This window comes from Acidiphilium iwatense, from assembly GCF_021556475.1.
GTDB lineage: Bacteria > Pseudomonadota > Alphaproteobacteria > Acetobacterales > Acetobacteraceae > Acidiphilium > Acidiphilium iwatense.
In genome coordinates, this window is the sequence record NZ_JAKGBZ010000021.1 from 1 (window position 1) to 20095 (window position 20095).

Annotated in this window: 19 protein-coding genes; 16 read left to right on the forward strand and 3 right to left on the reverse strand. The window is 60.9% G+C overall.

The annotated features are described in order from the left end of the window. Positions 1 to 395: 395 nt before the first annotated feature. Both L2A60_RS11490 and L2A60_RS11495 read right to left on the reverse strand, forming a co-directional pair. Positions 396 to 1385, reverse strand: a complete 990-nt coding sequence (locus L2A60_RS11490; RefSeq protein WP_235704520.1) for an alpha/beta hydrolase — start codon at positions 1383 to 1385, stop codon at positions 396 to 398. Between the two features lie 11 nt (positions 1386 to 1396). Further along, a complete protein-coding gene (locus L2A60_RS11495) occupies positions 1397 to 2332 on the reverse strand; it encodes an MBL fold metallo-hydrolase (RefSeq protein WP_235704521.1) in 936 nt (311 codons plus the stop codon). An 81-nt stretch (positions 2333 to 2413) separates the two neighbouring features. On the opposite strand from L2A60_RS11495, the gene L2A60_RS11500 reads away from it, so the two are divergent. The 14 genes from L2A60_RS11500 (at position 2414) to L2A60_RS11565 (ending at position 16431) form a co-directional block, all read left to right on the forward strand. Continuing rightward, complete coding sequence (locus L2A60_RS11500; protein ID WP_235704522.1) at positions 2414 to 3361, forward strand: LysR family transcriptional regulator; 948 nt, start codon at positions 2414 to 2416, stop codon at positions 3359 to 3361. 377 nt (positions 3362 to 3738) lie between these two features. Beyond that, positions 3739 to 4164, forward strand: coding sequence for a hypothetical protein (locus L2A60_RS11505; protein ID WP_235704523.1), 426 nt, complete (start codon positions 3739 to 3741; stop codon positions 4162 to 4164). A 146-nt stretch (positions 4165 to 4310) separates the two neighbouring features. Further along, complete coding sequence (locus L2A60_RS11510; RefSeq protein WP_235704524.1) at positions 4311 to 6302, forward strand: conjugal transfer protein TraG; 1992 nt, start codon at positions 4311 to 4313, stop codon at positions 6300 to 6302. 8 nt (positions 6303 to 6310) lie between these two features. Beyond that, positions 6311 to 6778, forward strand: coding sequence for a ribbon-helix-helix protein, CopG family (locus L2A60_RS11515; RefSeq protein ID WP_235704525.1), 468 nt, complete (start codon positions 6311 to 6313; stop codon positions 6776 to 6778). 193 nt (positions 6779 to 6971) lie between these two features. After that, entirely contained in the window at positions 6972 to 7931 is a 960-nt protein-coding gene (gene trbB / locus L2A60_RS11520; RefSeq protein WP_456237169.1) for a P-type conjugative transfer ATPase TrbB, read from the forward strand. 47 nt (positions 7932 to 7978) lie between these two features. After that, positions 7979 to 8290 (forward strand): TrbC/VirB2 family protein, encoded by a 312-nt coding sequence (locus L2A60_RS11525; protein ID WP_235704577.1) that lies wholly within the window; start codon positions 7979 to 7981, stop codon positions 8288 to 8290. Next, on the forward strand, positions 8290 to 8565 hold the full coding sequence (locus tag L2A60_RS11530; RefSeq protein WP_235704527.1) for a VirB3 family type IV secretion system protein: 276 nt from the start codon (positions 8290 to 8292) through the stop codon (positions 8563 to 8565). Before L2A60_RS11525 ends, L2A60_RS11530 begins: the two co-directional genes overlap by 1 nt. 12 nt (positions 8566 to 8577) lie before the next feature. Further along, on the forward strand, positions 8578 to 11022 hold the full coding sequence (gene trbE, locus L2A60_RS11535; protein ID WP_235704528.1) for a conjugal transfer protein TrbE: 2445 nt from the start codon (positions 8578 to 8580) through the stop codon (positions 11020 to 11022). Then, on the forward strand, positions 11019 to 11798 hold the full coding sequence (gene trbJ, locus L2A60_RS11540) for a P-type conjugative transfer protein TrbJ (protein WP_235704529.1): 780 nt from the start codon (positions 11019 to 11021) through the stop codon (positions 11796 to 11798). Before trbE ends, trbJ begins: the two co-directional genes overlap by 4 nt. An 11-nt stretch (positions 11799 to 11809) precedes the next feature. Continuing rightward, positions 11810 to 13150, forward strand: a complete 1341-nt coding sequence (gene trbL, locus L2A60_RS11545; protein ID WP_235704530.1) for a P-type conjugative transfer protein TrbL — start codon at positions 11810 to 11812, stop codon at positions 13148 to 13150. An 8-nt stretch (positions 13151 to 13158) separates the two neighbouring features. Then, a complete protein-coding gene (gene trbF / locus L2A60_RS11550; protein WP_456237170.1) occupies positions 13159 to 13842 on the forward strand; it encodes a conjugal transfer protein TrbF in 684 nt (227 codons plus the stop codon). 155 nt (positions 13843 to 13997) lie between these two features. Then, the gene (gene trbG, locus L2A60_RS11555) at positions 13998 to 14963 is read left to right on the forward strand and encodes a P-type conjugative transfer protein TrbG (protein ID WP_235704578.1); all 966 of its coding nucleotides are present in this window, start codon (positions 13998 to 14000) and stop codon (positions 14961 to 14963) included. Continuing rightward, positions 14960 to 16177, forward strand: coding sequence for a TrbI/VirB10 family protein (locus L2A60_RS11560; RefSeq protein ID WP_235704532.1), 1218 nt, complete (start codon positions 14960 to 14962; stop codon positions 16175 to 16177). Before trbG ends, L2A60_RS11560 begins: the two co-directional genes overlap by 4 nt. Then, on the forward strand, positions 16174 to 16431 hold the full coding sequence (locus L2A60_RS11565; protein WP_235704533.1) for a DUF2274 domain-containing protein: 258 nt from the start codon (positions 16174 to 16176) through the stop codon (positions 16429 to 16431). Before L2A60_RS11560 ends, L2A60_RS11565 begins: the two co-directional genes overlap by 4 nt. Here L2A60_RS11565 and L2A60_RS11570 read toward each other — a convergent pair. Continuing rightward, on the reverse strand, positions 16395 to 17312 hold the full coding sequence (locus L2A60_RS11570) for a LysR family transcriptional regulator (protein WP_235704534.1): 918 nt from the start codon (positions 17310 to 17312) through the stop codon (positions 16395 to 16397). The genes L2A60_RS11565 and L2A60_RS11570 overlap by 37 nt on opposite strands. Before the next feature lie 706 nt (positions 17313 to 18018). Between L2A60_RS11570 and L2A60_RS11575 the strand changes: the two genes are divergently transcribed. Both L2A60_RS11575 and L2A60_RS11580 read left to right on the forward strand, forming a co-directional pair. Beyond that, positions 18019 to 18663 carry a TetR/AcrR family transcriptional regulator gene (locus tag L2A60_RS11575; protein ID WP_235704535.1) on the forward strand — a complete coding sequence of 215 codons (645 nt, stop codon included), beginning with the start codon at positions 18019 to 18021 and terminating at the stop codon, positions 18661 to 18663. A 210-nt stretch (positions 18664 to 18873) separates the two neighbouring features. Beyond that, positions 18874 to 20046: an FAD-dependent oxidoreductase gene (locus L2A60_RS11580; RefSeq protein ID WP_235704536.1), complete on the forward strand. Its 1173-nt coding sequence runs from the start codon at positions 18874 to 18876 to the stop codon at positions 20044 to 20046. The last annotated feature ends 49 nt before the right edge of the window (positions 20047 to 20095 follow it).

Genomic DNA, 20095 nt, shown 5'->3' on the forward strand with positions numbered 1-20095 from the left:
GGTGGAGCAGCCCGGTAGCTCGTCAGGCTCATAACCTGAAGGTCGCACGTTCAAATCGTGCCCCCGCAACCAAGTTTATCAAACCAAATCAATGCATTGAAGCCGCCGCAAGGCGGCTTTTTGCGTATCTGAAACATCTTTCCGGAATCATATCGGAATCAATCGGGAGAAAACCCAGGCGTAGGCCAGGGATCAGTCGTATTATTCCCTGAATGGCCGGTGACTGCAGCGTAAGCGCGGCGTTGAGGCTCTGGTGCGGCGTGCTTGACTGTCAATCGGCTATTCGTGGGCTTGGGCCCAGGGCATAGATCATCGATACGGGCATTTGGTTCCGGATGGAGTTTTGATGCGAGTATTTGGGCAGGATCCGGGCGTGAGCGGCGGTAGGCTCCTCTCTAGCTCGACGGTTCGAACCTTTCATCCAGGAAACGAATAACGGCGTCGAATGCTTGGCGCCGGTTCCTCTCCATCAGTACCATGTGAGTTCCCTCGCCGATCTCGATGAGCCGCTTATAATCGGCGCTGGTTAGGCGGACGAACAGGTCTTGTGCCATTTCGAGCGGCACGTCGATATCCCATTCCGCCGCGATCAAAAGTACAGGATTGCGGATGACCGCTGGATCGTAGAGCGGGTTATCGGCGGTCCAATGGTTGCGCACATCCTGTACCGCGCCGGCCGGCGCCCGAATTGTACCAGCCGTCGGTGCCCCTGGATCGGTTGCCAACGTCACCTGCTCCCAGGCCTCGAACCAGCCCTCTGGGATCAGAGCTTGGCGCTTCTGCTCCGGCGCGGCGACGCGCCAGCCGGTCTCGAAGGTCTTGGGGCTGACCACCCGATAGGTGTTCAGAGCGCCACCGGGATCGATGCGCAGCTTTGTACGCGACAGCCAGAGCGGTGCCACCAGGATGAGCTTCGCAATTTTCTCGCCCAACTCAGCTGTGAAGGCGCCGGCAACCGAGCCACCCCAGGACATGCCCAGCAAATTGACACGCGTAATGTCGCGATGCCGCAGGACGAAGTCGATCGCTGCACGAAGATCCCGAACAGCGGTTCGCGCCGATGTCAGGGGGGCACCCTCTTTGGGCGGTAATGACATCTCAGGCGGCCGTGTCGATCCACCATAGCCGCGTGCGTCCACGGCCCACACGTCGTAGCCGGCGTGCGCGAGCGCATCCATGAACGATTCGCCTTCGACCGGCACGTCGAACAGGCTGGCCGACGGAAAGGTCGCGCCATGCATCATTACCAGCGTGCGTTCGGTAGTGAATTCCTTGACGCTGTCTGGCCGCCGGTTGATGAGCTGGAGCTCGACACCGGCGGTATCGCTTGGGATCGTCCGTCGTTCAGAGATGAGGCCGGCGGTCGTTGATGCTGTTTGGAGCATGTTTGCCATCCTTAGATGAAATGCCAGGTGAGGCGGTCGCCTTCACGGGAGAGGCGACCAACGGAGGATTCCGCAAAATGCGTAGTGAAGACGAGCGCGCCGGTTTCCGCGGCATAGTTCATCGCCCACTGGCGAGACTTCTGCGCCGCCTCCGGAAACTCGCAAAAGATAGAATTCCAATCGGGCCGCGCTACCTGCAGCGGATGGTGCAGCACATCGCCCCAGAAAAGCGCCTGCTCACCGCGCGAGATGAAACGGATAGATGCGTGGTCGATACTGTGGCCGGGGCTGGGCAGGAAGGCAAAACCCGCCGCTACTTCGCTCCCATCCACGGTAACCTCATGCGCCAGCCCGGCCTCGATGATGGGCAGCACACTGTCCTCATAGATCGCGTGTAGCGGCGTTTTGGTTGCCGTGCCCAGCCCGGCTTCGGCGCGAATTGCAGCATCCGAGCCGTCTCCCCTGGCAACGGCCGCAACATAGGCGCGTTCGCGCGCCGAGAAGAGATAGCGCGCGTTCGGGAATGCCGAGACCCAGCGGCCGTCTTCATAGCGTGTATTCCAACCGACATGGTCTGCATGCAGGTGGGTCAGAAGAACCAGGTCCACGTCCTCCGGACGCACGTCGACCGCAGTCAGCCGGTCGAGAAACGGTTCATTAAGCCGGTGCAGCACCGGCATGGTGGGGCGATTCTTGTCGTTGCCGGTCGCAGTGTCGATCAGAATCACCTGTGTTGGCGTCCGCACCAGCCAAACATGGATGCTTTGGCGTAGCAGGCGGGTGCGCGGGTCCAACGACCCTGGCCCAAGGCCTCGCACCGCTTCCGCAACCGCCGCAGGATCGCTGTCGGGAAACAATATTTCGGCATCACCCCCATCGAGCGCCAACTCAGGAATTTTGAAGATAGTGGCGTCGCCAACTCGGTACGAAGTGACATTATGTGGCATGCTCTCATTCCGTTCAAAGGCTGATCTTGCTCGGACCGACATGTGAGACCACATGAGTTATTATTCAAATCGATCTGACTCATGGCCTCCATCAACCACTTCGATCTTCGTTCGTTCGACCTTAACCTCCTCGTTGCCTTCGACGCGTTGATGCACGAGCGCAGTGTCACGCGTGCGGCTGCCCGGCTTAAGGTCGGGCAGCCAGCGATGAGCCACAACCTGTCAACCCTCCGCGTTCTCCTGCAGGACGAGTTGTTCGTTCGGGTCGGTAGCGCCATTCAGCCGACAGCGCGCGCCGTTTCCCTGGCCGGTCCGATCCGGGCGGCACTGGCGCAGATGCAGGCTGCACTGCACGCACCCGCTATGTTCGACCCCAGGACTGAGGAGCGTACCATACGTATCGGTTTCTCTGGCGAGCTGGAACTGCTGCTGATCCCCGACCTCACAGAGACAATGCGTCGGGCGGCGCCGGGGCTACGCCTGCTCAGCCAGCGCGCGGGACGCGAGGAGGTTCATCGGCTGCTCGACGAGGGATCGCTGGATATTGCGGTGGGCTGCTTCGAGCCATCCACAGCCCGGCGCTACCGGTCGAAGGTACTGTTCGAGCCGTCCTTGAGCTGCATCTTCAATCCCCAACACTTGCCCCTCAGCCCCCCGATCGAACTAGCAGACTATCTAGCTCTGCCGCACGTGGTGGTGACGCTCACGGACAGTCTGCAGGGCTGCCTGGAGGCCGCATTGGACGAGATCGGTGCCGAGTTGAACGTAGTCTCTGCATCCTCGGAATTCATGAGCGTGCTCGCCACCGCAGCGAACGCGCCCGTTATTGCTACGGTGCCGACCCGCATGGCTCAGCGTTATGGCCCCCGTTTTGGCCTGACGCTCAGCCCCACGCCGCTGAAACTGCCGCTGCCCGCGGCCACGATGATCTGGTCGGCGCAGCTGGACCAGGACCCTGCTTCATCTTGGCTCAGAAAACAGATCGCTGACCTCCTGCTGGAGCAGGCGGTTGAGAAGGCGGTCGCCTGATGTTCGGTCCGAGACGTTCTACCCGACAGACATCAACATAATCTTTGGGAAATGCGCCGTATTTTGGCATACTTTTGTTTCAAATGAAGAGTAGTAGACTGGACTGCGAACGCGGCAGTAATGCCGCGTTTACGCCCTGTCCCGGTCACCGGCGGTGCGCAAGACATTGCTAATCTATTTGGTGCGGGGAGAATTGGTATATGGTCGCCGGGGTCTGCCCGAACTCCGGCAGCACGCACCTGTTTAAGCTCGACGCGGATATGGCCGAGGTGGTGGAGAAAACCTCGCTCGACCGAAGGTGATCCGCCATGTCCGGCTGCCGCTGGCGATCCTGCATTCCCTCCTGCTCAGCACCAGCCCGGTATTATAAAGGGACGATGCCTCTCACCAAGCTGGCCAAGGAGCTGAGGGCCAGACCTGCCGCGCTCTGGGCGCATCTGGCACGGCACTTCCTCATAGAGACGGATCACAGCCGCTACACGCGGCATGGTGACCGCCTCGTCGGTGACTGGGACATTTTCCTCGGCATCGTCAATGTCGAAGCCGAGACTGCTGTTACCGAGGAACGACTTTGCTCGGTCCTGTTCGGCGGCAGCGAAGCCGAGATCCGACGCTATGATTATCATCTGACGGCGACATTCTATATCCATGTTCTCCGCCCTTTATGCTGGATGGGTCTGCTCGAGGAGCACCGGGTCGGCAAAGGCATGGAGCGGCGCGAATTCTTCACCAAGACGCCGCTCTGGCATGCTGCTCTGACCCTGAGCCCGGATGAGGAACCAAAGGCACCGATCCTGCATTAAGGACCGGCACCAGCCATACTCACTGCTGCGGCCCTACGCCCCAGCCAATAGTTTTGCGCCCCGTTTCTCCAGCCCGCGATGCCGCCAATATTCCCCTTGCAATCGAGGAATTCCGCCGCCGACTTCGCTCCTGAAAGGAGCGTGTCATGTCAGGCACCAAGATTCTCTGGGGACAAATCACCATCGTCTTCGCCATCGTACTGGCGACGATGTGGGCCGCCACCGAATGGGTGGCATGGCATCTTGGCTTCCAGGCGGGACTGGGCGCGCCCTGGTTCAACCTGATTGGCCTGCCAGTCTATCTGCCGCCGGCTTTCTTCTGGTGGTGGTACGCTTACGATGCATACGCCCCGTCACTGTTCATCCAGGGCGCCTATATTGCGGCTTCGGGCGGCCTCATCGCCGCTGCCACCGCCATCTTCATGTCGGTCTGGCGCGCCAGGGAGGCCAGGAAGGCAGAAACCTATGGCTCCGCCCGCTGGGCCAGCCGGGAAGAAATAAAGGCCGCGGGCCTGCTGGGGCCAGACGGCGTTATGCTCGGCCGGCATGAGACAACCTATCTCCGCCATGACGGGCCGGAGCATGTGCTGTGCTTCGCCCCAACCCGATCGGGGAAAGGCGTCGGGCTGGTGGTGCCAACGCTGCTGACCTGGGCCGGATCCGCCATCGTCCACGACATCAAGGGTGAGAACTGGCAGCTGACCGCGGGCTTTCGAGGCAAACACGGCAAGATCCTGCTATTCGACCCGACCAATAGCGCCTCGGCCGCTTACAATCCCCTGCTCGAAGTCAGGCGTGGCGAATGGGAGGTGCGCGATGTCCAGAATATCGCCGATATCCTGGTCGACCCGGAAGGCAGCCTGGAGAAGCGCAATCATTGGGAGAAGACTAGCCACGCTTTGCTGGTCGGCGCCATCCTGCACGTCCTCTATGCCGAGGCCGACAAAACCCTGGCAGGCGTTGCCAGCTTCCTCTCCGATCCCAGGCGCCCGATCGAAGCAACCCTGCGGGTCATGATGACCACCCGCCATCTGGGTGAGGCCGGAGTTCACTCGGTGATCGCCAGCGCCGCGCGCGAACTGCTGAACAAGTCAGACAATGAACGATCCGGCGTGCTGTCGACGGCGATGTCGTTCCTGGGGCTTTACCGGGATCCGGTCGTGGCCAAGGTCACGCGCCAATGCGATTGGCGGATCGCCGATCTCGTCTCCGGCACTCGGCCCACCACGCTCTACCTCGTGGTGCCGCCCTCGGATATTAGCCGCACCAAGCCGCTCATCCGCCTGGTGCTCAACCAGATCGGCCGCCGCCTGACGGAGGAGCTGAAGCCCAGGACCAAACAACAGCGCATGCTGCTGATGTTGGATGAGTTCCCCGCCTTGGGGCGCCTGGATTTCTTCGAAAGCGCGCTCGCCTTTATGGCCGGTTACGGGTTGAAGAGTTTCCTGATCGCCCAGTCCCTGAACCAGATCGAAAAAGCCTACGGCCCCAATAACGCCATCCTCGATAACTGCCATGTCCGCGTCAGCTTCGCGACCAATGACGAGCGCACCGCGAAGCGTGTCTCGGACGCTCTCGGCACCGCCACCGAGATGAAGGATCAGAAGAATTATGCCGGACACCGTCTATCACCCTGGCTCGGCCATCTGATGGTCTCGCGCTCGGAGACCGCCCGTCCGCTCCTGACCCCAGGCGAGATCATGCAATTGCCCCCTACCGACGAGATCGTCATGGTCTCCGGCATCCACCCGATCCGCGCAAAGAAGGCCCGCTATTACGAGGACCGGCGTTTCCAGGAGCGTATCCTGTCGCCACCCCGGGACGCACAGCGTGCCCCACGGCCGGATGACTGGTCACAGCTCCCGCCTCTGCCCCCTTCAGGCGATCTCACCAAACCACTGAAGACCGAAGGCGATGACGCCAATGGCGGCATCCGGCGCGAACCGGAGTTGCCGGAACAGCCTGATCACATCGCCCTGATGAAGGAACCGTCCTCAGCCCATCTTGAACGGGATGAATTCGATATGCTGGACGACACGCCCGACGAGGCCACCCGCCAGCGCACGCTTCAACGCCAACGCATGCAAGGCCTTGCGCGGCAAGGCTCCATGGATCCGTCCGACGGGCTTGGGCTGTAGGAGAGACAATGCGCGACCGCCTCAACCTGTCTCTCCCCGTCGAGATGATCTCCCAGATCAGCGAACTCGCCATCCGCAAGCGGCTGACACGGTCCGCCATCGTCGAAGCCGCCATTGCCTCATTCCTCTCGCCCGATGGCGCTGACCGGAAGGAGGCCGCCTTCGCGCGTCGCCTCGACCGGCTAACCCGGCAGGTGCAACGCCTCGAACGCAATAGCGGCATTTCCATCGAAGCTTTGGCGCTGTTCGTCCGGTTCTGGCTGACCGTCACACCACCTTTGCCTTCAGAAGCCCAGACCAGCGCCCAGGCCAAAGGACGGGAACGCTATGAGGGGTTCATCGAGGCGCTGGGCCGCCGGCTGAATCACGGCCGCACTTTGCTCGACGAAATTCCACGAGATTTCCTCCGCACCAGCGAGACAGAAACTCAGTCAGCCCACTCGAACCCTGAGGGCGCAACCGGCGAAGAAGACTGATCTACGCTGCCGCAAATCTTTTTGCTCCATGCTGCGCTCTTCTTGTCCCGAGACAAAAACCTTGTTGAAGCGCCCTGATTTTTGTCCCTTCTAATCATCCCCGCCGCCGATCGCGCCCTGCGATCGGCCTCTGCTGGGGATGCATGCAATGGTGCTCAATCTGCAATTCGAATCATTCACGCGAAGCGCACGCATGCTGCGCACAGCACTCGGTCCCGCGATCGCTGACTTCCTCGAAGACCCGTCGATCGTCGAAGTGATGTTGAACCCTGACGGACGGCTCTGGATCGACCGGTTGACCGGTGGGCTGGAAGATACCGGCCACTCGCTTGGCGCCGCCGATGGCGAACGCATCGTGCGCCTCGTCGCCCACCATGTCGGCGCCGAAGTCCATCCCGGCAGCCCGCGCGTCTCCGCCGAATTGCCCGGGACGGGAGAACGTTTTGAGGGCCTATTGCCACCGGTAGTCGCGGCACCCGCCTTCGCCATCCGCAAGCCCGCCACCGCCGTGTTCACCCTGATCGACTATGTCGAGCACGGGATCATGACCGCCCAACAGGCAGCGATCCTCCGCATCGCGGTGCGGGAGCGGCACAACATCCTCGTCGCGGGCGGCACTTCGACCGGCAAGACGACGCTCACCAACGCCCTGCTCCTGGAAGTGGCGCAAAGCACCGACCGGGTAGTGCTGATCGAGGATACGCGCGAGCTGCAATGCAAGGCGCCGAATCTGGTGGCGCTACGCACCAAGGATGGCGTCGCCTCGCTCTCCGATCTGGTCCGTTCCGCTCTACGCCTGCGGCCCGACCGCATCCCCATCGGCGAGGTCCGCGGGCCGGAAGCGCTCGATCTGCTCAAGGCCTGGGGCACCGGTCATCCGGGGGGTATCGGCACCATTCATTCCGGCACGGCGCTTGGCGCGCTGCGCCGCCTGGAACAGCTCATCCAGGAAGCCGTCATCACCGTACCCCGGGCGCTGATCGCCGAGACAGTCAATCTCATCGCCGTGCTGCAGGGCCGGGGCAGCGAACGCCGCCTCGCCGAACTCGCTTTCGTCACCGGCCTTGATCCCGCCACGGGCGATTACCGCATCCGCGCCGCTGGAGGTGATGGCGCCAGCTTTGGTTCATCCGTTGGAGATGCCACATCATGATCCGCAACCGCTTCCTTGTCCGCCGCGTGTCGTCAGCAGCCTGGTCCATGCGTCGCCATGCGACGAATCTCGCGCCAGCCATCGCCTTATTCGTGCTGCTGGCCCCGCCGGCTTATGCCTCAGGTTCAGACATGCCCTGGGAAACCCCGCTGAACGCGATCCTGGAATCCGTGCAGGGGCCGGTGGCCAAGATCATCTCGGTGATCATCATCACCGTGACCGGCTTGTCGCTCGCTTTCGGCGATACCTCCGGCGGATTCCGCCGGCTGATACAGATCGTCTTTGGGCTCAGCATCGCCTTCGCGGCCAGCTCCTTCTTCCTGTCCTTCTTTTCCTTCTCCGGCGGGGCGCTGATCTAATGGCCGGGATTACCGACCCGAATGAGCCCGGCTTCTTCGCGCCGGTGCATCGCGCCCTCACCGACCCGATCCTAATGGCGGGTGCGCCGCGCACGGTGGCCATCGCCAACGGCACGCTCGCCGCCGCCATCGCTTTGGGGCTGCGGCTCTGGCTCCCCGGCGCGCTGCTCTGGATGGCAGGCCATACCGCCGCCGTCTGGGCGGCCAAACGTGATCCGCAATTCGTGGACGTGGTGCGTCGGCATCTGCGCTACCCGGCTCATCTCGGCGTGTGAGGGCGGGCTCCTATGTTCAACCTCACCGAATACCGCAACCGTCCCGCCGGTCTCGCAGATTTTCTGCCTTGGGCTGCGCTGGTGGCGTCAGGCGTGGTGCTGAACAAAGATGGCTCTTTCCAGCGCACGGCGCGCTTTCGAGGACCAGACCTTGACAGCGCCACGCCCGCCGAGCTGGTCGGTGTCACGGCAAGGCTCAATAACGCACTCCGGCGTCTCGGCTCCGGCTGGGCGATTTTCGTCGAGGCACAGAGGATCGCCGCCCAGAGCTATCCTCACAGCACCTTTCCCGACCCAGCCTCGGCACTGGTCGATCTGGAACGCCAGGATGCCTTCGAGGAAGCCGGGGCGCATTTCGAGAGCCGGTATTTCCTGACGTTTGTGTGGCTCCCACCCGTCGAAGACGCCTCCCGTATCGAAAGCTGGCTCTATGAAGGCCGCCCCCAGACCGGTGTCGATCCCTGGGAGTTGTTGCGCGGCTTTATCGACCGTACCAACCGGGTACTGCATCTGGTTGAAGGCTTTATGCCCGAGGCCTTCTGGCTCGATGATAACGAGACGCTGACCTACCTGCATTCCACCATCTCGACCCGGACGCAGCGTGTTCGCGTGCCCGAGACGCCGATGCATCTCGACGTACTGCTGGCAGACGAACCGCTGGCGGGCGGGCTGGAGCCGCGTCTGGGCAGTCATCATCTGCGCACGCTGACCGTCGTCGGCTTCCCGACCGTTACCTTTCCCGGCATCCTCGATGAGTTGAACCGGCTCGCCTTCCCCTATCGCTGGTCCACCCGCGCCATCCTGCTCGACAAAACCGAAGCAGTCCGCCTCCTCACCAAAATCCGGCGGCAATGGTTCGCCAAACGCAAATCCATCACCGCCATCGTCAAGGAGGTGATGACCAATGAGCAATCGGTGCTGGTCGACTCCGATGCGGCCAACAAGGCTATGGACGCCGACATGGCGCTGCAGGAATTGGGCGCCGATGATGTCGGCCAGGCCTATGTCACCGCCACGATCACTGTCTGGGACCAGGATGCCGGGCTCGCCGCTGAGAAACTGCGCTTGGTCGAGAAGGTGATTCAGGGCCGGGACTTCACCTGCATGGCAGAAGGGGTGAATGCCATTGAAGCTTGGCTTGGCTCGCTGTCTGGCCATGCCTACGCCAATATTCGACAACCACCAGTCTCCACGCTGAACCTCGCCCATATGATCCCACTCTCGGCGGTCTGGGCCGGACCCGAACGCGACGAGCATTTCAAGGCACCGCCGCTCTTCTTCGGCAAGACCGAAGGCAGCACGCCGTTCCGGTTCTCGCTGCATGTCGGAGATGTCGGTCACACGCTAATCGCCGGACCGACGGGGGCCGGCAAATCCGTACTGCTGGCCCTAATGGCGATGCAGTTCCGGCGCTATCCGAACAGCCAGATCTTTGCCTTCGATTTCGGCGGGTCGATCCGCACCGCCGTACTCGCCATGGGCGGAGACTGGCACGATCTTGGGGGAAGCCTGTCCACGGGAGTTGGGGCGGAGACCACGGTCTCGTTGCAGCCTCTAGCCGGGATCGATGATCCGGCCGAGCGCGCCTGGGCGGCGGAATGGATCGCGGCCATCCTCGCCAAAGAGGGCGTCGCCATCGACCCGGCCGTGAAGGAACATGTCTGGTCAGCCCTGACCTCGCTGGCCAGCTCGCCGGTCAATGAGCGCACCATCACCGGCCTCGCGGTGTTGCTGCAATCCACCACGCTGAAGCAGGCGCTCCAGCCCTATTGCGTCGGCGGCGCCTCCGGGCGGTTACTCGATGCCGAGACTGAACATCTTGGCGGCGCCCCGGTCCAAGCCTTCGAGACCGAAGGGCTGATTGGCGCCGGCGCGGCGCCCGCCGTGCTGACCTATCTCTTCCACCGTATCGAGCAACGGCTGGACGGACGGCCGACGCTGCTGATCATCGATGAAGGCTGGCTGGTCCTCGACGATCCGGCCTTCGCCCAGCAGCTCCGCGAGTGGCTCAAAACCCTGCGCAAAAAGAATGCCTCGGTCATCTTCGCCACCCAATCCCTCTCCGACATCGATAACAGCCCAATCGCGCCCGCCATCGTGGAAAGCTGTCCGACGCGCGTCTTTCTGCCGAATGAGCGCGCCATCGAGCCGCAGATCACTGCCATCTATCGCCGCTTCGGGCTCAATGACCGGCAGATCGAGATCATCGCGCGTGCCACGCCGAAGCGCGATTATTACTGCCAGTCGCGACGCGGCAACCGGCTGTTCGAATTGGGCCTCGGCCCGGTGGCGCTTGCCTTCTGCGCCGCCTCCTCCAAGGCCGATCATGCCGCTATTGAGCGCATCCTGGCCGAACATGGCCGCGCATCATTCACCGAATCCTGGTTGAGGCAGCACGGTTTCGACTGGGCGGCCGATCTCATTCCTGACCTACCCAACCTGGAGGCTTCGCCATGACGAGCCTGCGTCTGGTGCGTCGCGAGCACCGCGTCGCTGCTGTTGCCCTTGCCATTGTTACCGCTTTTCCGTTGGGCGTCGCTTTTCTCGCCCTGACGGCGCCACGTGCATTGGCGCAATGGATCGTCTTCGACCCCACCAATTATGCGCAGAACGTACTGACCGCGGCGCGCGAGTTGCAGCAGGTCGACAATGAGATCCAGGGCCTCACCAACCAGGCGCAGATGCTGGTCAATCAGGCGAAGAACCTGACCAGCCTGCCGCTCTCCACCCTGACCCAGCTCGAATCCTCAGTGCAGCAAACCGAAGGCCTGATCTCCCAGGCACAGAACATCGCCTTCAATGTCCAACAGATTGAGCAGGCCTTCACCAGCACCTATGGTTCGGTCTCCAGCACGGCATCCGACGCCACGCTGATCGCCGGGGCACAGACGCGCTGGCAAAATTCGGTCGGCGCCTTCGAAGACTCCCTGAAAGTCCAGGCTGGTGTTGTCGGGAATATCTCCTCCGATGCCAGTGCCATGCAGTCACTGGTCTCCGCCAGCCAGAATGCCACTGGCGCCCTGCAGGCCGCCCAGGCAGGCAACCAGCTATTGGCCCTGCAATCCCAGCAACTCGCCGACCTTGTCGGGGTGACGTCGGCGAAGGCACGAGCGGATGCGTTGGCACAAGCGAACACCGCCACAACCGAAGCAGAGAGCAAAGCGCTCTACAAGAATTTCGCGACGCTGAACGCCTACACGCCCGGCAACGTCACGATGTTCAACGGGCGATAGGAGACGCCCGCATGAACAATGTCGGCGTCATCGACACCTTCCTGAATATTTTCACCAGCTATATCGATTCCGGCTTTGGGCTGGTGAAGGGCGACGTTCTCTCACTCTCCTCCACCCTGATCATCATCGATATCACGCTGGCCGGGCTATTCTGGGCCTGGGGTGCGGATGAGGACATAATCCAGCGTCTGGTGAAGAAGACCCTCTATATCGGCTTCTTTGCTTATCTCATCGGCAATTTCGATGACCTGACGAAGGTGGTTTTCGACAGCTTCGCCGGGCTGGGTCTCGCAGCAGGCGGCTCCTCCATCTCCCAGACTCAGTTCCTCGAACCGGGTCGCCTCGCCGAAGTCGGTATCACTGCCGGGCAGCCGCTGCTGAACGCAGCCGAGCAGCTGGTGGGACCGGTCGCGATTTTCACCAATGCGGTGCAGATCGCCGTGCTGATGGTTTCCTGGCTGCTGGTGTTGATCGCCTTCTTCATCCTGGCGGTGCAGCTCTTCGTGACGCTGATCGAATTCAAGCTGACGACATTGGCCGGCTTCGTGTTGGTGCCGTTCGCACTCTTCGGCAAAACCGCCTTCCTGGCCGAGAAGGTGCTCGGCAATATCGTCGCCACCGGGATCAAGGTGATGGTGCTTGCCGTCATTGTCGGTATCGGTACCGGGCTCTTTGCCCAGTTCACCACCAGCTACGGTTCGGCCGAGCCCAACATCAGCCAGGCCCTTGCCACGGTGCTGGCGGCTTTGTCGCTGCTCGGCCTCGGGATCTATGGGCCGGGCATTGCCACCGGCCTGGTCTCCGGCGCGCCGCAGCTTGGTGCGGGAGCCGCTGTGGGCACCGGTCTTGCGGTCGCGGGCACCGCCATGGCCGGCGCAGGCGCGGTTGGCTTGGCCGGAAGGGGCGCCATGGCGGCTATGTCCGGCTCTGCAGCTGCCGCGCGCAGTGGTGCCGCCGCAGCAGGTGCCGTTGCCGGCGCCTATGGCCGCGGTGCGGCCGGACAACCTGGTGCCGCCGGCGTCATGGGCGGGCTGGGCGGTATCGGTCGTTCCGCCGGGAATTCGGCCACAGCTGGTGTAAGGCGTGCCGCCAGTCAGGCAACCGGGGCCATGAGACAAGGTTTTGCCGCCGGGAAAGCCTCCAGCTCAGCCCCGGTCGAGAGCGCTTCCGCCAACAGCGTAGCAGGCAAGGAGACCGCTCCTGACGCCGGTTCGGCAGCCGCTCCGCGCTGGGCTGAACGCATGAAGCATGGCCAGGCGTTGAAACGCGGAGCGCAGACCGCGGCTCAGGCGGTCAAATCCGGTGACCGCTTTGGCGGTGGCCACTCCGTCAATCTCAGGGAAGGAGAATAGGCATGGCGCTGTTTCGTCGCGCCTCGGTTCGTTATGGCCGCACACCTGAACCCGAGACGCCTTATCAGCGCGCCGCGCAGGCCTGGGATGAACGCATCGGGTCTGCCCGCGTGCAGGCGAAGAACTGGCGGTTGATGGCTTTCGGGTCTTTGGCCCTGTCCATCGGGCTGGCGGGTGGGCTGCTCTGGCAGGCCGCACGCGGCAGCGTCGTGCCCTGGGTGGTGCAGGTCGATAAGCTCGGTCAGGCCCAGGCCGTAGCGCCTGCCACCGCCGACTACCGGCCCAGCGATCCGCAGATCGCCTGGTATCTGGCGAATTTCATCCAGGATGTCCGCTCACTCCCCGATGATCCCATCGTCCTGCGGCAGCATTGGCTCCAGGCCTATGACTTTACCACCACCTCCGGTGCCCAGGCACTGAATGAGTATGCGCGCGTCGACGATCCTTTCGCGGCGCTCGGACACGAGCAGGTCTCTGTCGACATCTCCAGCGTTATCCGGGCCTCGCCGGACAGTTTCCAGATCGACTGGGTTGAGCATCACTACAAGGACGGCGCGCTGTCTTCAGTCCAGAACTGGAGCGCCATCCTCACCGTGACGCTGCAACCGCCCCACAGCGCCGAAGCGCTGCGGGAAAACCCGCTTGGCATCTACGTCACCGCCATCAACTGGTCGAAGGAGCTGGCACAATGAGCCCATCAATTGGCCCGATCCAGGGCCAGTCCATACCCAATCCTGTGCCCAGCCATCCCGGAACACCTATCGCGGCACGCAGCCGGAGCAGCTGGAGCCGCCAGAAAGGCGCAGATACACGCCGCCGCAGATACGGCTTTACGGCGCTGTTGCTGATGGCCACCGCGCTCAGCGGTTGCGCGCAAAAATTCATCCCGCCCAAGATCAACTACGACAACGCGGTGAAGGCCACCTTGCTGCCTCCTCCGCCAAAGCCGGTCCGGATCGTTCAGGTGCCGGAGCCCTTACCGCTGCCTGGGCAGTTGAAGAAGCTACCCGACGGCGGGGCAGGCGGAGCGACGTCCGCGCAATCGTCCAACCCGCTGGTGCGGATCGAACGAGCCGATGCGGCAGCCCGGGTGCAGCCGGTACGGGATGGTTTCATCAACGCCGTGCAAGTTTACCCCTATGCGGCGGGCGCACTCTACCAAGTCTACACCTCGCCCGGCGAAATCACCGATATCGAACTCCAGCCCGGTGAGAAGCTTGCTGGCTCCGGGCCGATCGCCGCCGGCGATACCGTGCGCTGGATCATCGGCAATACCGACAGCGGCACGGGCCCCAGCGAGCGCGTGCATATCCTGGTCAAGCCGATCATGCCGGACCTGCAGACCAATCTGGTAATCAACACCGACAAGCGAACCTATCTGCTTGAGCTGCATTCTACGCCGAAGACCTACATGGCCTCGGTTTCCTGGCAATATCCCGAAGATCAGATTTTTGCCTTGAAACAGCAGAACGCGGAGGCCGACGCGGCCGCCCCGATCGCGGCGGGAATCAATATCTCGGCGTTGAATTTCCGCTACGCGATCGAGGGCGACAATCCGCCCTGGCGGCCGTTACGCGCCTTCGATGACGGCAAAAAAGTCTATATCGAATTCCCGTCCGGGATCGCGCAAGGCAGCATGCCACCGCTCTTCGTGGTGGGGCCGACCGGCGGCTCGGAACTGGTGAACTACCGGGTGCAGGGCAATTATTACATCGTGGACCAGCTCTTCGCGGCGGCGGAATTGCGCCTGGGCGGCAAAGGAGGGCAGCAAGTAGTGCGGATTGTCCGCACCGACGGGGTGCCCCGTTCATGACCGCAACCGAGGGCGAGGAAGGGGCAGGCACCGTCCTGCCACCCAGCACCCAGCCCACGGCCGCCGAGGGCTTCCGGCTCCGGGGCGACATACCGCGCGTCACGCGCCTGTCCCGCAAGGTGCTGATTGGTCTCGGCGGCATGGGCGCGCTCGCAGTGGCCGGCGCACTTGGCTATGGGCTGCAATCGCATAAGCCATCCGGCACGGCCAGCAACCTCTACGATACGCAGACACATGCCGAGGCCGATGGCCTCTCCAGCCTGCCGAAGAGTTATGCCGGGCTGGCAGCGAACCATGCACCCAAGCTCGGGCCACCTTTACCGGGGGATCTCGGGCCGGCCATCGTCAATGCCCATGCCCATGCCACAACGGGTACTGCCCTGATGACAAGCGGCACGAATTCCGACGCGCGGCGGCTGGCCCAGCAACAGCAGGCGGCGCTCGCCAGCAAGCTCTTCGTGCAGGAGGATCGGCAGCCAAAGAATCAGGGCTCCAAAGCTGCCGATGGAAAAACCGCAGTGCAGGCAGCGGACATGTCATTGTCTAGGACGGCCAGTGCGACAAACAGCAAGACGGCCTTCATGAGCGAGCCTGTGAACCGGCGCACGGTCAGCCCGGACCGGCTACAAAAACCCGCCTCGCCCTATGTCGTGCAGGCGGGCACTGTAATCCCGGCGGCGCTGATCACCGGCATCCGCTCCGACCTGCCCGGGCAAATCATCGCCCAGGTCACCCAAGACGTCTATGACAGTCCAACCGGGCGCTATCTGCTCATTCCTCAGGGCGCGAAACTGATCGGGCAATACGATAGCTCGGTCACCTTCGGGCAGAGCCGGGTACTGCTCGTCTGGACGCGGCTGATCATGCCGGATGGAGAATCCATCGTGCTGGATCGCCTGCCGGGCGCTGACACGCAGGGCTATGCCGGCCTCTATGACCGGGTGAATAATCACTGGGGGATGCTGTTCGACGGAGCGATCTTGTCCACCATCCTCAGCGTCGGCGCCGAGGCAGGTACCAGCAATAGCGGAAACAATCTCGCCCAGGCCCTGCGCATGGGCGCCTCCAACAGCATCAGCCAGACCGGGCAGCAAATCGTCCAGCGCGAACTCGACGTGCAGCCCACGCTCACCATCAGGCCGGGATTTCCGGTTGACGTGATGGTCACGCGTGATCTCGTGCTGGCCCCTTATGAAATGAAAAATACACCATGACGAAACTTAAGCTTGGTCCATTGGAAGACGATAAGCCCATCAAGTTGACGATCGAGCTACCCGCCGCTGTGCATCGCGATCTGGTCGCTTATGCTGAACTGCTAAGCCGAAATACCGGGCAGCCAGTTTCAAATCCGGGAAAACTGATCGTGCCGATGATCCAGCGGTTCATGGCGACGGATCGAGCGTTCATAAAGGCGCGTCGAGGGGCAGCGGCTCACCTTATCTCTGCCGTGGCCGAGAGGTCTGGGTAGCGTTCGCGCAAAATGTCGAGAAACGGCCGGAGTGTTGGGTTATTATTGGTCTCGCGCCAGTAAGCAGCAAAATTAAACCGCGCGGGGCCGTCTTGATCGTGAATCTCTCGATAAACCACGCCATCATACCGTGCTCCTATCGCACCTTCGAGTATCAAGCAGATACCAAATCCTGCACTAACTAAACTCATCAGTCGATCAATGCCGACGTCCTGGTTCAGGAGCCGCTGCACACCGATGGGATCAAGTTTGATGGCGAGTAGTCTCTGCATCTCCTGTCCCGCGCCGCGTTGCTGCACCAGGATGGACTCGCCTGCTAGGTCGGTCCATTGAAGCATAGATTTTTCCGCTAACCGATGCCTCTCGGGTAACGCGGCAATCACTCGCTCGCTCCACAATGGCAGTTTGTGATCATCCCAACCCGGATAATAAGTGGTCATGATCGCCACATCCACGGTGCTCGATATCATATTGCAGAGCAATCGATCATGAGTGCCGTCGACGGTGTGGACGTCAACATTCGGAAATCGGCGATGATATTCCACCAGAGTTGCTTTTAGATTACCCGTCGCAAGCGAGACATAGATCCCAATTGTAAGCCGACCCGCCTGACCGTTCGACATCGCCTTGAACCGAGTAAAGGCGGCGGCGGTTTCCTCGATAACACGTTGAGCAATGTCCAGAAATTCACGGCCTATGAGCGTGGGATGAGTGCCGCCATTCGTGCGCTCAAACAGTTCTGCCCCGATACGAAGTTCGAGGTCTCGGATGCGGCGACTCAGAGTAGACTGCCGGATGTTGAGCACTTGTGCCGCACGTCGTAGGCTGCGATGCTGAGAAGCGATAATCGCCCATTTCAGATCGCGGAGTTCGACATCCATCAGATGGCGCTTGCTTCAGGCAGAACGATCAGGTCCGGGAATCTCAATTTGCCCAAGGGGGCGACCCGACGTTGAGGGATGTATACAGCACCAGAATGGCCGACCTCGTTGTCTATCTCGTTGATACAGGCAATCAATCCGTCGGTGCTTTAAGATCGATCGAAGGACCGCGAGCCTTATCAATCTTCAGAACGCCTCAAGGCTACGTGCCTAGATTGGCGGGTTGAAGACCTCTCTTCTACAGGTCTACGCACGATCTATTCGCGATACCTCCTGTGACGTTTCAAGGTGCCCAAAATGTCGGGCTAAACCTAGACCCATCACGAGTGCTCCTATTCCCACGGAAGTAGCATCAATCGGGTTTTGAATTTCGAATTCTGCAAACCGACACAGCAACATGTATGCGAAGAAGAGATTCGCCGATCCCCAGATCAGATTGATTACCGGAGAGGAGAGGCCGACACCAATCGGTTTCGCGAATATAGTTGGAAAAGGTCTCCCGGTTACACCGGAGACGAGATGTGGCACCGCGTTGATCAAACAAGATCCCCCGAAAAATAAGGAAACAATTGATAAGTCGTTCATTCGATGACGCTCCTTTTGCTCGGTCGCAGGTTCCCCGGAGAGCCCTTGACCCCCGGTTCAGATTGGTTCAGCTACTTGAGGATGCCCTCAAACAAGGCCATAGTTAAGGATGTCCTCAAATATGTCAAGTCGTTCAAAAACAGGACGCGCAGTGATTCCTCAGCGCAGTTCTGGGCGTCGCCGGGTCGAAAGCATATTAGAGGCCGCCGAGCTTGTGTTTTCAGAGAAGGGTTATGACGGCGCCACTTTAACTGAAGTTGCTTCGAGGGCAGGCGCTAATATAGCTTCTCTTTATCGTTTTTTCCCAAATAAGGCGGCGCTCGCAGAGTCTGTTATCCAACGAGGTATGAAAATTTTTGGTAATGAGTTTGACGTACTTGAAAGAGAGGCGCCTGGGATCACAACAGAGAGTCTTGTCAGACGTATTCTTTACATGATGAACACTCAGCATCACGAAGCGCGCGCCTTTTGCACGTTGATGGCGGATGATGCGCAGTCGGACATGAGTGTCACCAGAGCTGGCCTGTGGGCCGTAGAGCGAATTGTGTCGGTCTTGAGATTGCATTGGCCAAGAGGAGACGCGGGTCAGTCTCTTCAAGATGTAGCAATACTGTTATTGAACGGTATGAAGTTGATGACTGCTATGACAGTCGATGAAACGGCCCCTTCGAGTCCGGGCGCTGTGCAAGAGTTGGAGATAATGTTTCGAGTATACATTACGCAGAAGCTTGGCGAACCAAACCCTCCGGCGGGTGGCACTACCTGAAGGGTTGGCTTTTGTTTTGACATTTTTGAGAAATTTTGAGTTGTCGTGTAAGAAGTTTTGGGTCGAGGTGGAATTTGACTGACGGGGCTTTTCAGTGTCTAGGAGCTTGGCTTTTATAAGGATGCAAGCTGAGGCATCCAAAATTATGCCTATCATTCTTAGTAGGCGTGAGGCACGAATCAACGTTGATAGAGTGGAAGGAAGGCTTGGATGCGGCGCTATGATATTGCCGTCGTTGGTCAAGGTTTGATTGGTAGCGCTGCCCTCGACGCCTTATTACGTTATGGCGCAGACGCGATCGGGTTCGACCCGCTCGGGCCTGGTGCTGAGACAGGCTCTTCGCACGGCTCAAGTCGCGTCTTTCGTCGCTTTAACTTTGAGAACAAGAACTATACGGAACTTAGCGACGAAGCTTTTTCCGGTTGGGAGCGGTTGGCGAATGAGTCCAGGCAACAGCTGCTTATTCCAAGCCCTGTGCTGGAAGCCGGACCGCAGGGGTCGGACGTGATCCGGGCTTCACGAGAGGCTGTGGGTGCGTTTGGGCTTAAACCTCCACCGCTGCTGAATGGCCGAGAAGTTAACGCTATGTTTCCTGCATTCCAGTTGCCGCACGGTTGGGATGCGGTAGTCCAGGACGGTGGCGCTATTCTACTCGCGCAGTTGGCTCTCACAGCGCTTCGATCCAGAGCTAAGGCGGTTGGTCGCGTTGTAGGCTGTGCAATCACTCGCCTTGAGGACGGTGGTGACCATGTCCTTATCCAAACGCCGACCGAGACGATCCGCGCCAACCGCGCAATCCTCGCTTTGGGACCCTGGACAGCCAAGTTTCTTCCCGAGCTGTCTCAGATTCTCGAAGTGACCAGACAGACCGTGGGTTGGTTCAAGCCGGCATGGTCTGACACGACGAAGTTGAACGTATTCCCTATCTTTCTTCTGGCAATCAGCGAGGATAATCTCATCTATGGCTTTCCAGATTTTGAGGGGCGCGGCGTCAAAGCGGCACCTCATAACCTCGGCCCGGTCACCGATTCGGATGCCTGGGCGCTGCCCCCGAACAACGATGAGTTGCGTCCGGTTTCCAAGGCGCTGGCCGATTTCGTGCCGGGCGCGGCGGGTCCAATCACGGAGCGTGACATCTGCCTCTATACGAATACTAAGCCAGCTGATCGGCGACCCGATAAGGGAAATGAATTCATCATCGATCGGTGGCCAAATTCAAATCTGATTGTGGCCTCATCCTGCTCGGGTCACGGAGCCAAATTTGCCCCCGCAATCGGCGAGCGTCTCGCCAGACTCGCTCTGGACCCCACCTATCGCACGGAGCCTTTCTTTCGCTTGTCACGGTATTCGGCCTTTCCCGTTGATCGTGACTTGGGGGGCTAATCCAAGGCTAGGTTCTGTGGACTCCAGAGATTCAGGTGCGGTTTGAAAC

Excerpts from the sequence above, each read along its gene's own strand:
- L2A60_RS11510 (WP_235704524.1), top strand. The coding sequence starts at position 4,311 with ATGTCAGGCACCAAGATTCTCTGGGGACAAATCACCATCGTCTTCGCC.
- L2A60_RS11500 (WP_235704522.1), top strand. The coding sequence starts at position 2,414 with ATGGCCTCCATCAACCACTTCGATCTTCGTTCGTTCGACCTTAACCTC.
- L2A60_RS11495 (WP_235704521.1), bottom strand. The coding sequence starts at position 2,332 with ATGCCACATAATGTCACTTCGTACCGAGTTGGCGACGCCACTATCTTC.
- trbJ (WP_235704529.1), top strand. The coding sequence starts at position 11,019 with ATGACGAGCCTGCGTCTGGTGCGTCGCGAGCACCGCGTCGCTGCTGTT.
- L2A60_RS11570 (WP_235704534.1), bottom strand. The coding sequence starts at position 17,312 with ATGGATGTCGAACTCCGCGATCTGAAATGGGCGATTATCGCTTCTCAG.
- L2A60_RS11580 (WP_235704536.1), top strand. The coding sequence starts at position 18,874 with ATGCGGCGCTATGATATTGCCGTCGTTGGTCAAGGTTTGATTGGTAGC.
- trbL (WP_235704530.1), top strand. The coding sequence starts at position 11,810 with ATGAACAATGTCGGCGTCATCGACACCTTCCTGAATATTTTCACCAGC.
- trbE (WP_235704528.1), top strand. The coding sequence starts at position 8,578 with ATGTTCAACCTCACCGAATACCGCAACCGTCCCGCCGGTCTCGCAGAT.
- L2A60_RS11575 (WP_235704535.1), top strand. The coding sequence starts at position 18,019 with ATGTCAAGTCGTTCAAAAACAGGACGCGCAGTGATTCCTCAGCGCAGT.
- trbB (WP_456237169.1), top strand. The coding sequence starts at position 6,972 with ATGCTGCGCACAGCACTCGGTCCCGCGATCGCTGACTTCCTCGAAGAC.
- L2A60_RS11515 (WP_235704525.1), top strand. The coding sequence starts at position 6,311 with ATGCGCGACCGCCTCAACCTGTCTCTCCCCGTCGAGATGATCTCCCAG.
- L2A60_RS11565 (WP_235704533.1), top strand. The coding sequence starts at position 16,174 with ATGACGAAACTTAAGCTTGGTCCATTGGAAGACGATAAGCCCATCAAG.
- L2A60_RS11490 (WP_235704520.1), bottom strand. The coding sequence starts at position 1,385 with ATGCTCCAAACAGCATCAACGACCGCCGGCCTCATCTCTGAACGACGG.
- L2A60_RS11530 (WP_235704527.1), top strand. The coding sequence starts at position 8,290 with ATGGCCGGGATTACCGACCCGAATGAGCCCGGCTTCTTCGCGCCGGTG.
- L2A60_RS11525 (WP_235704577.1), top strand. The coding sequence starts at position 7,979 with ATGCGTCGCCATGCGACGAATCTCGCGCCAGCCATCGCCTTATTCGTG.
- trbG (WP_235704578.1), top strand. The coding sequence starts at position 13,998 with ATGGCCACCGCGCTCAGCGGTTGCGCGCAAAAATTCATCCCGCCCAAG.
- L2A60_RS11505 (WP_235704523.1), top strand. The coding sequence starts at position 3,739 with ATGCCTCTCACCAAGCTGGCCAAGGAGCTGAGGGCCAGACCTGCCGCG.
- L2A60_RS11560 (WP_235704532.1), top strand. The coding sequence starts at position 14,960 with ATGACCGCAACCGAGGGCGAGGAAGGGGCAGGCACCGTCCTGCCACCC.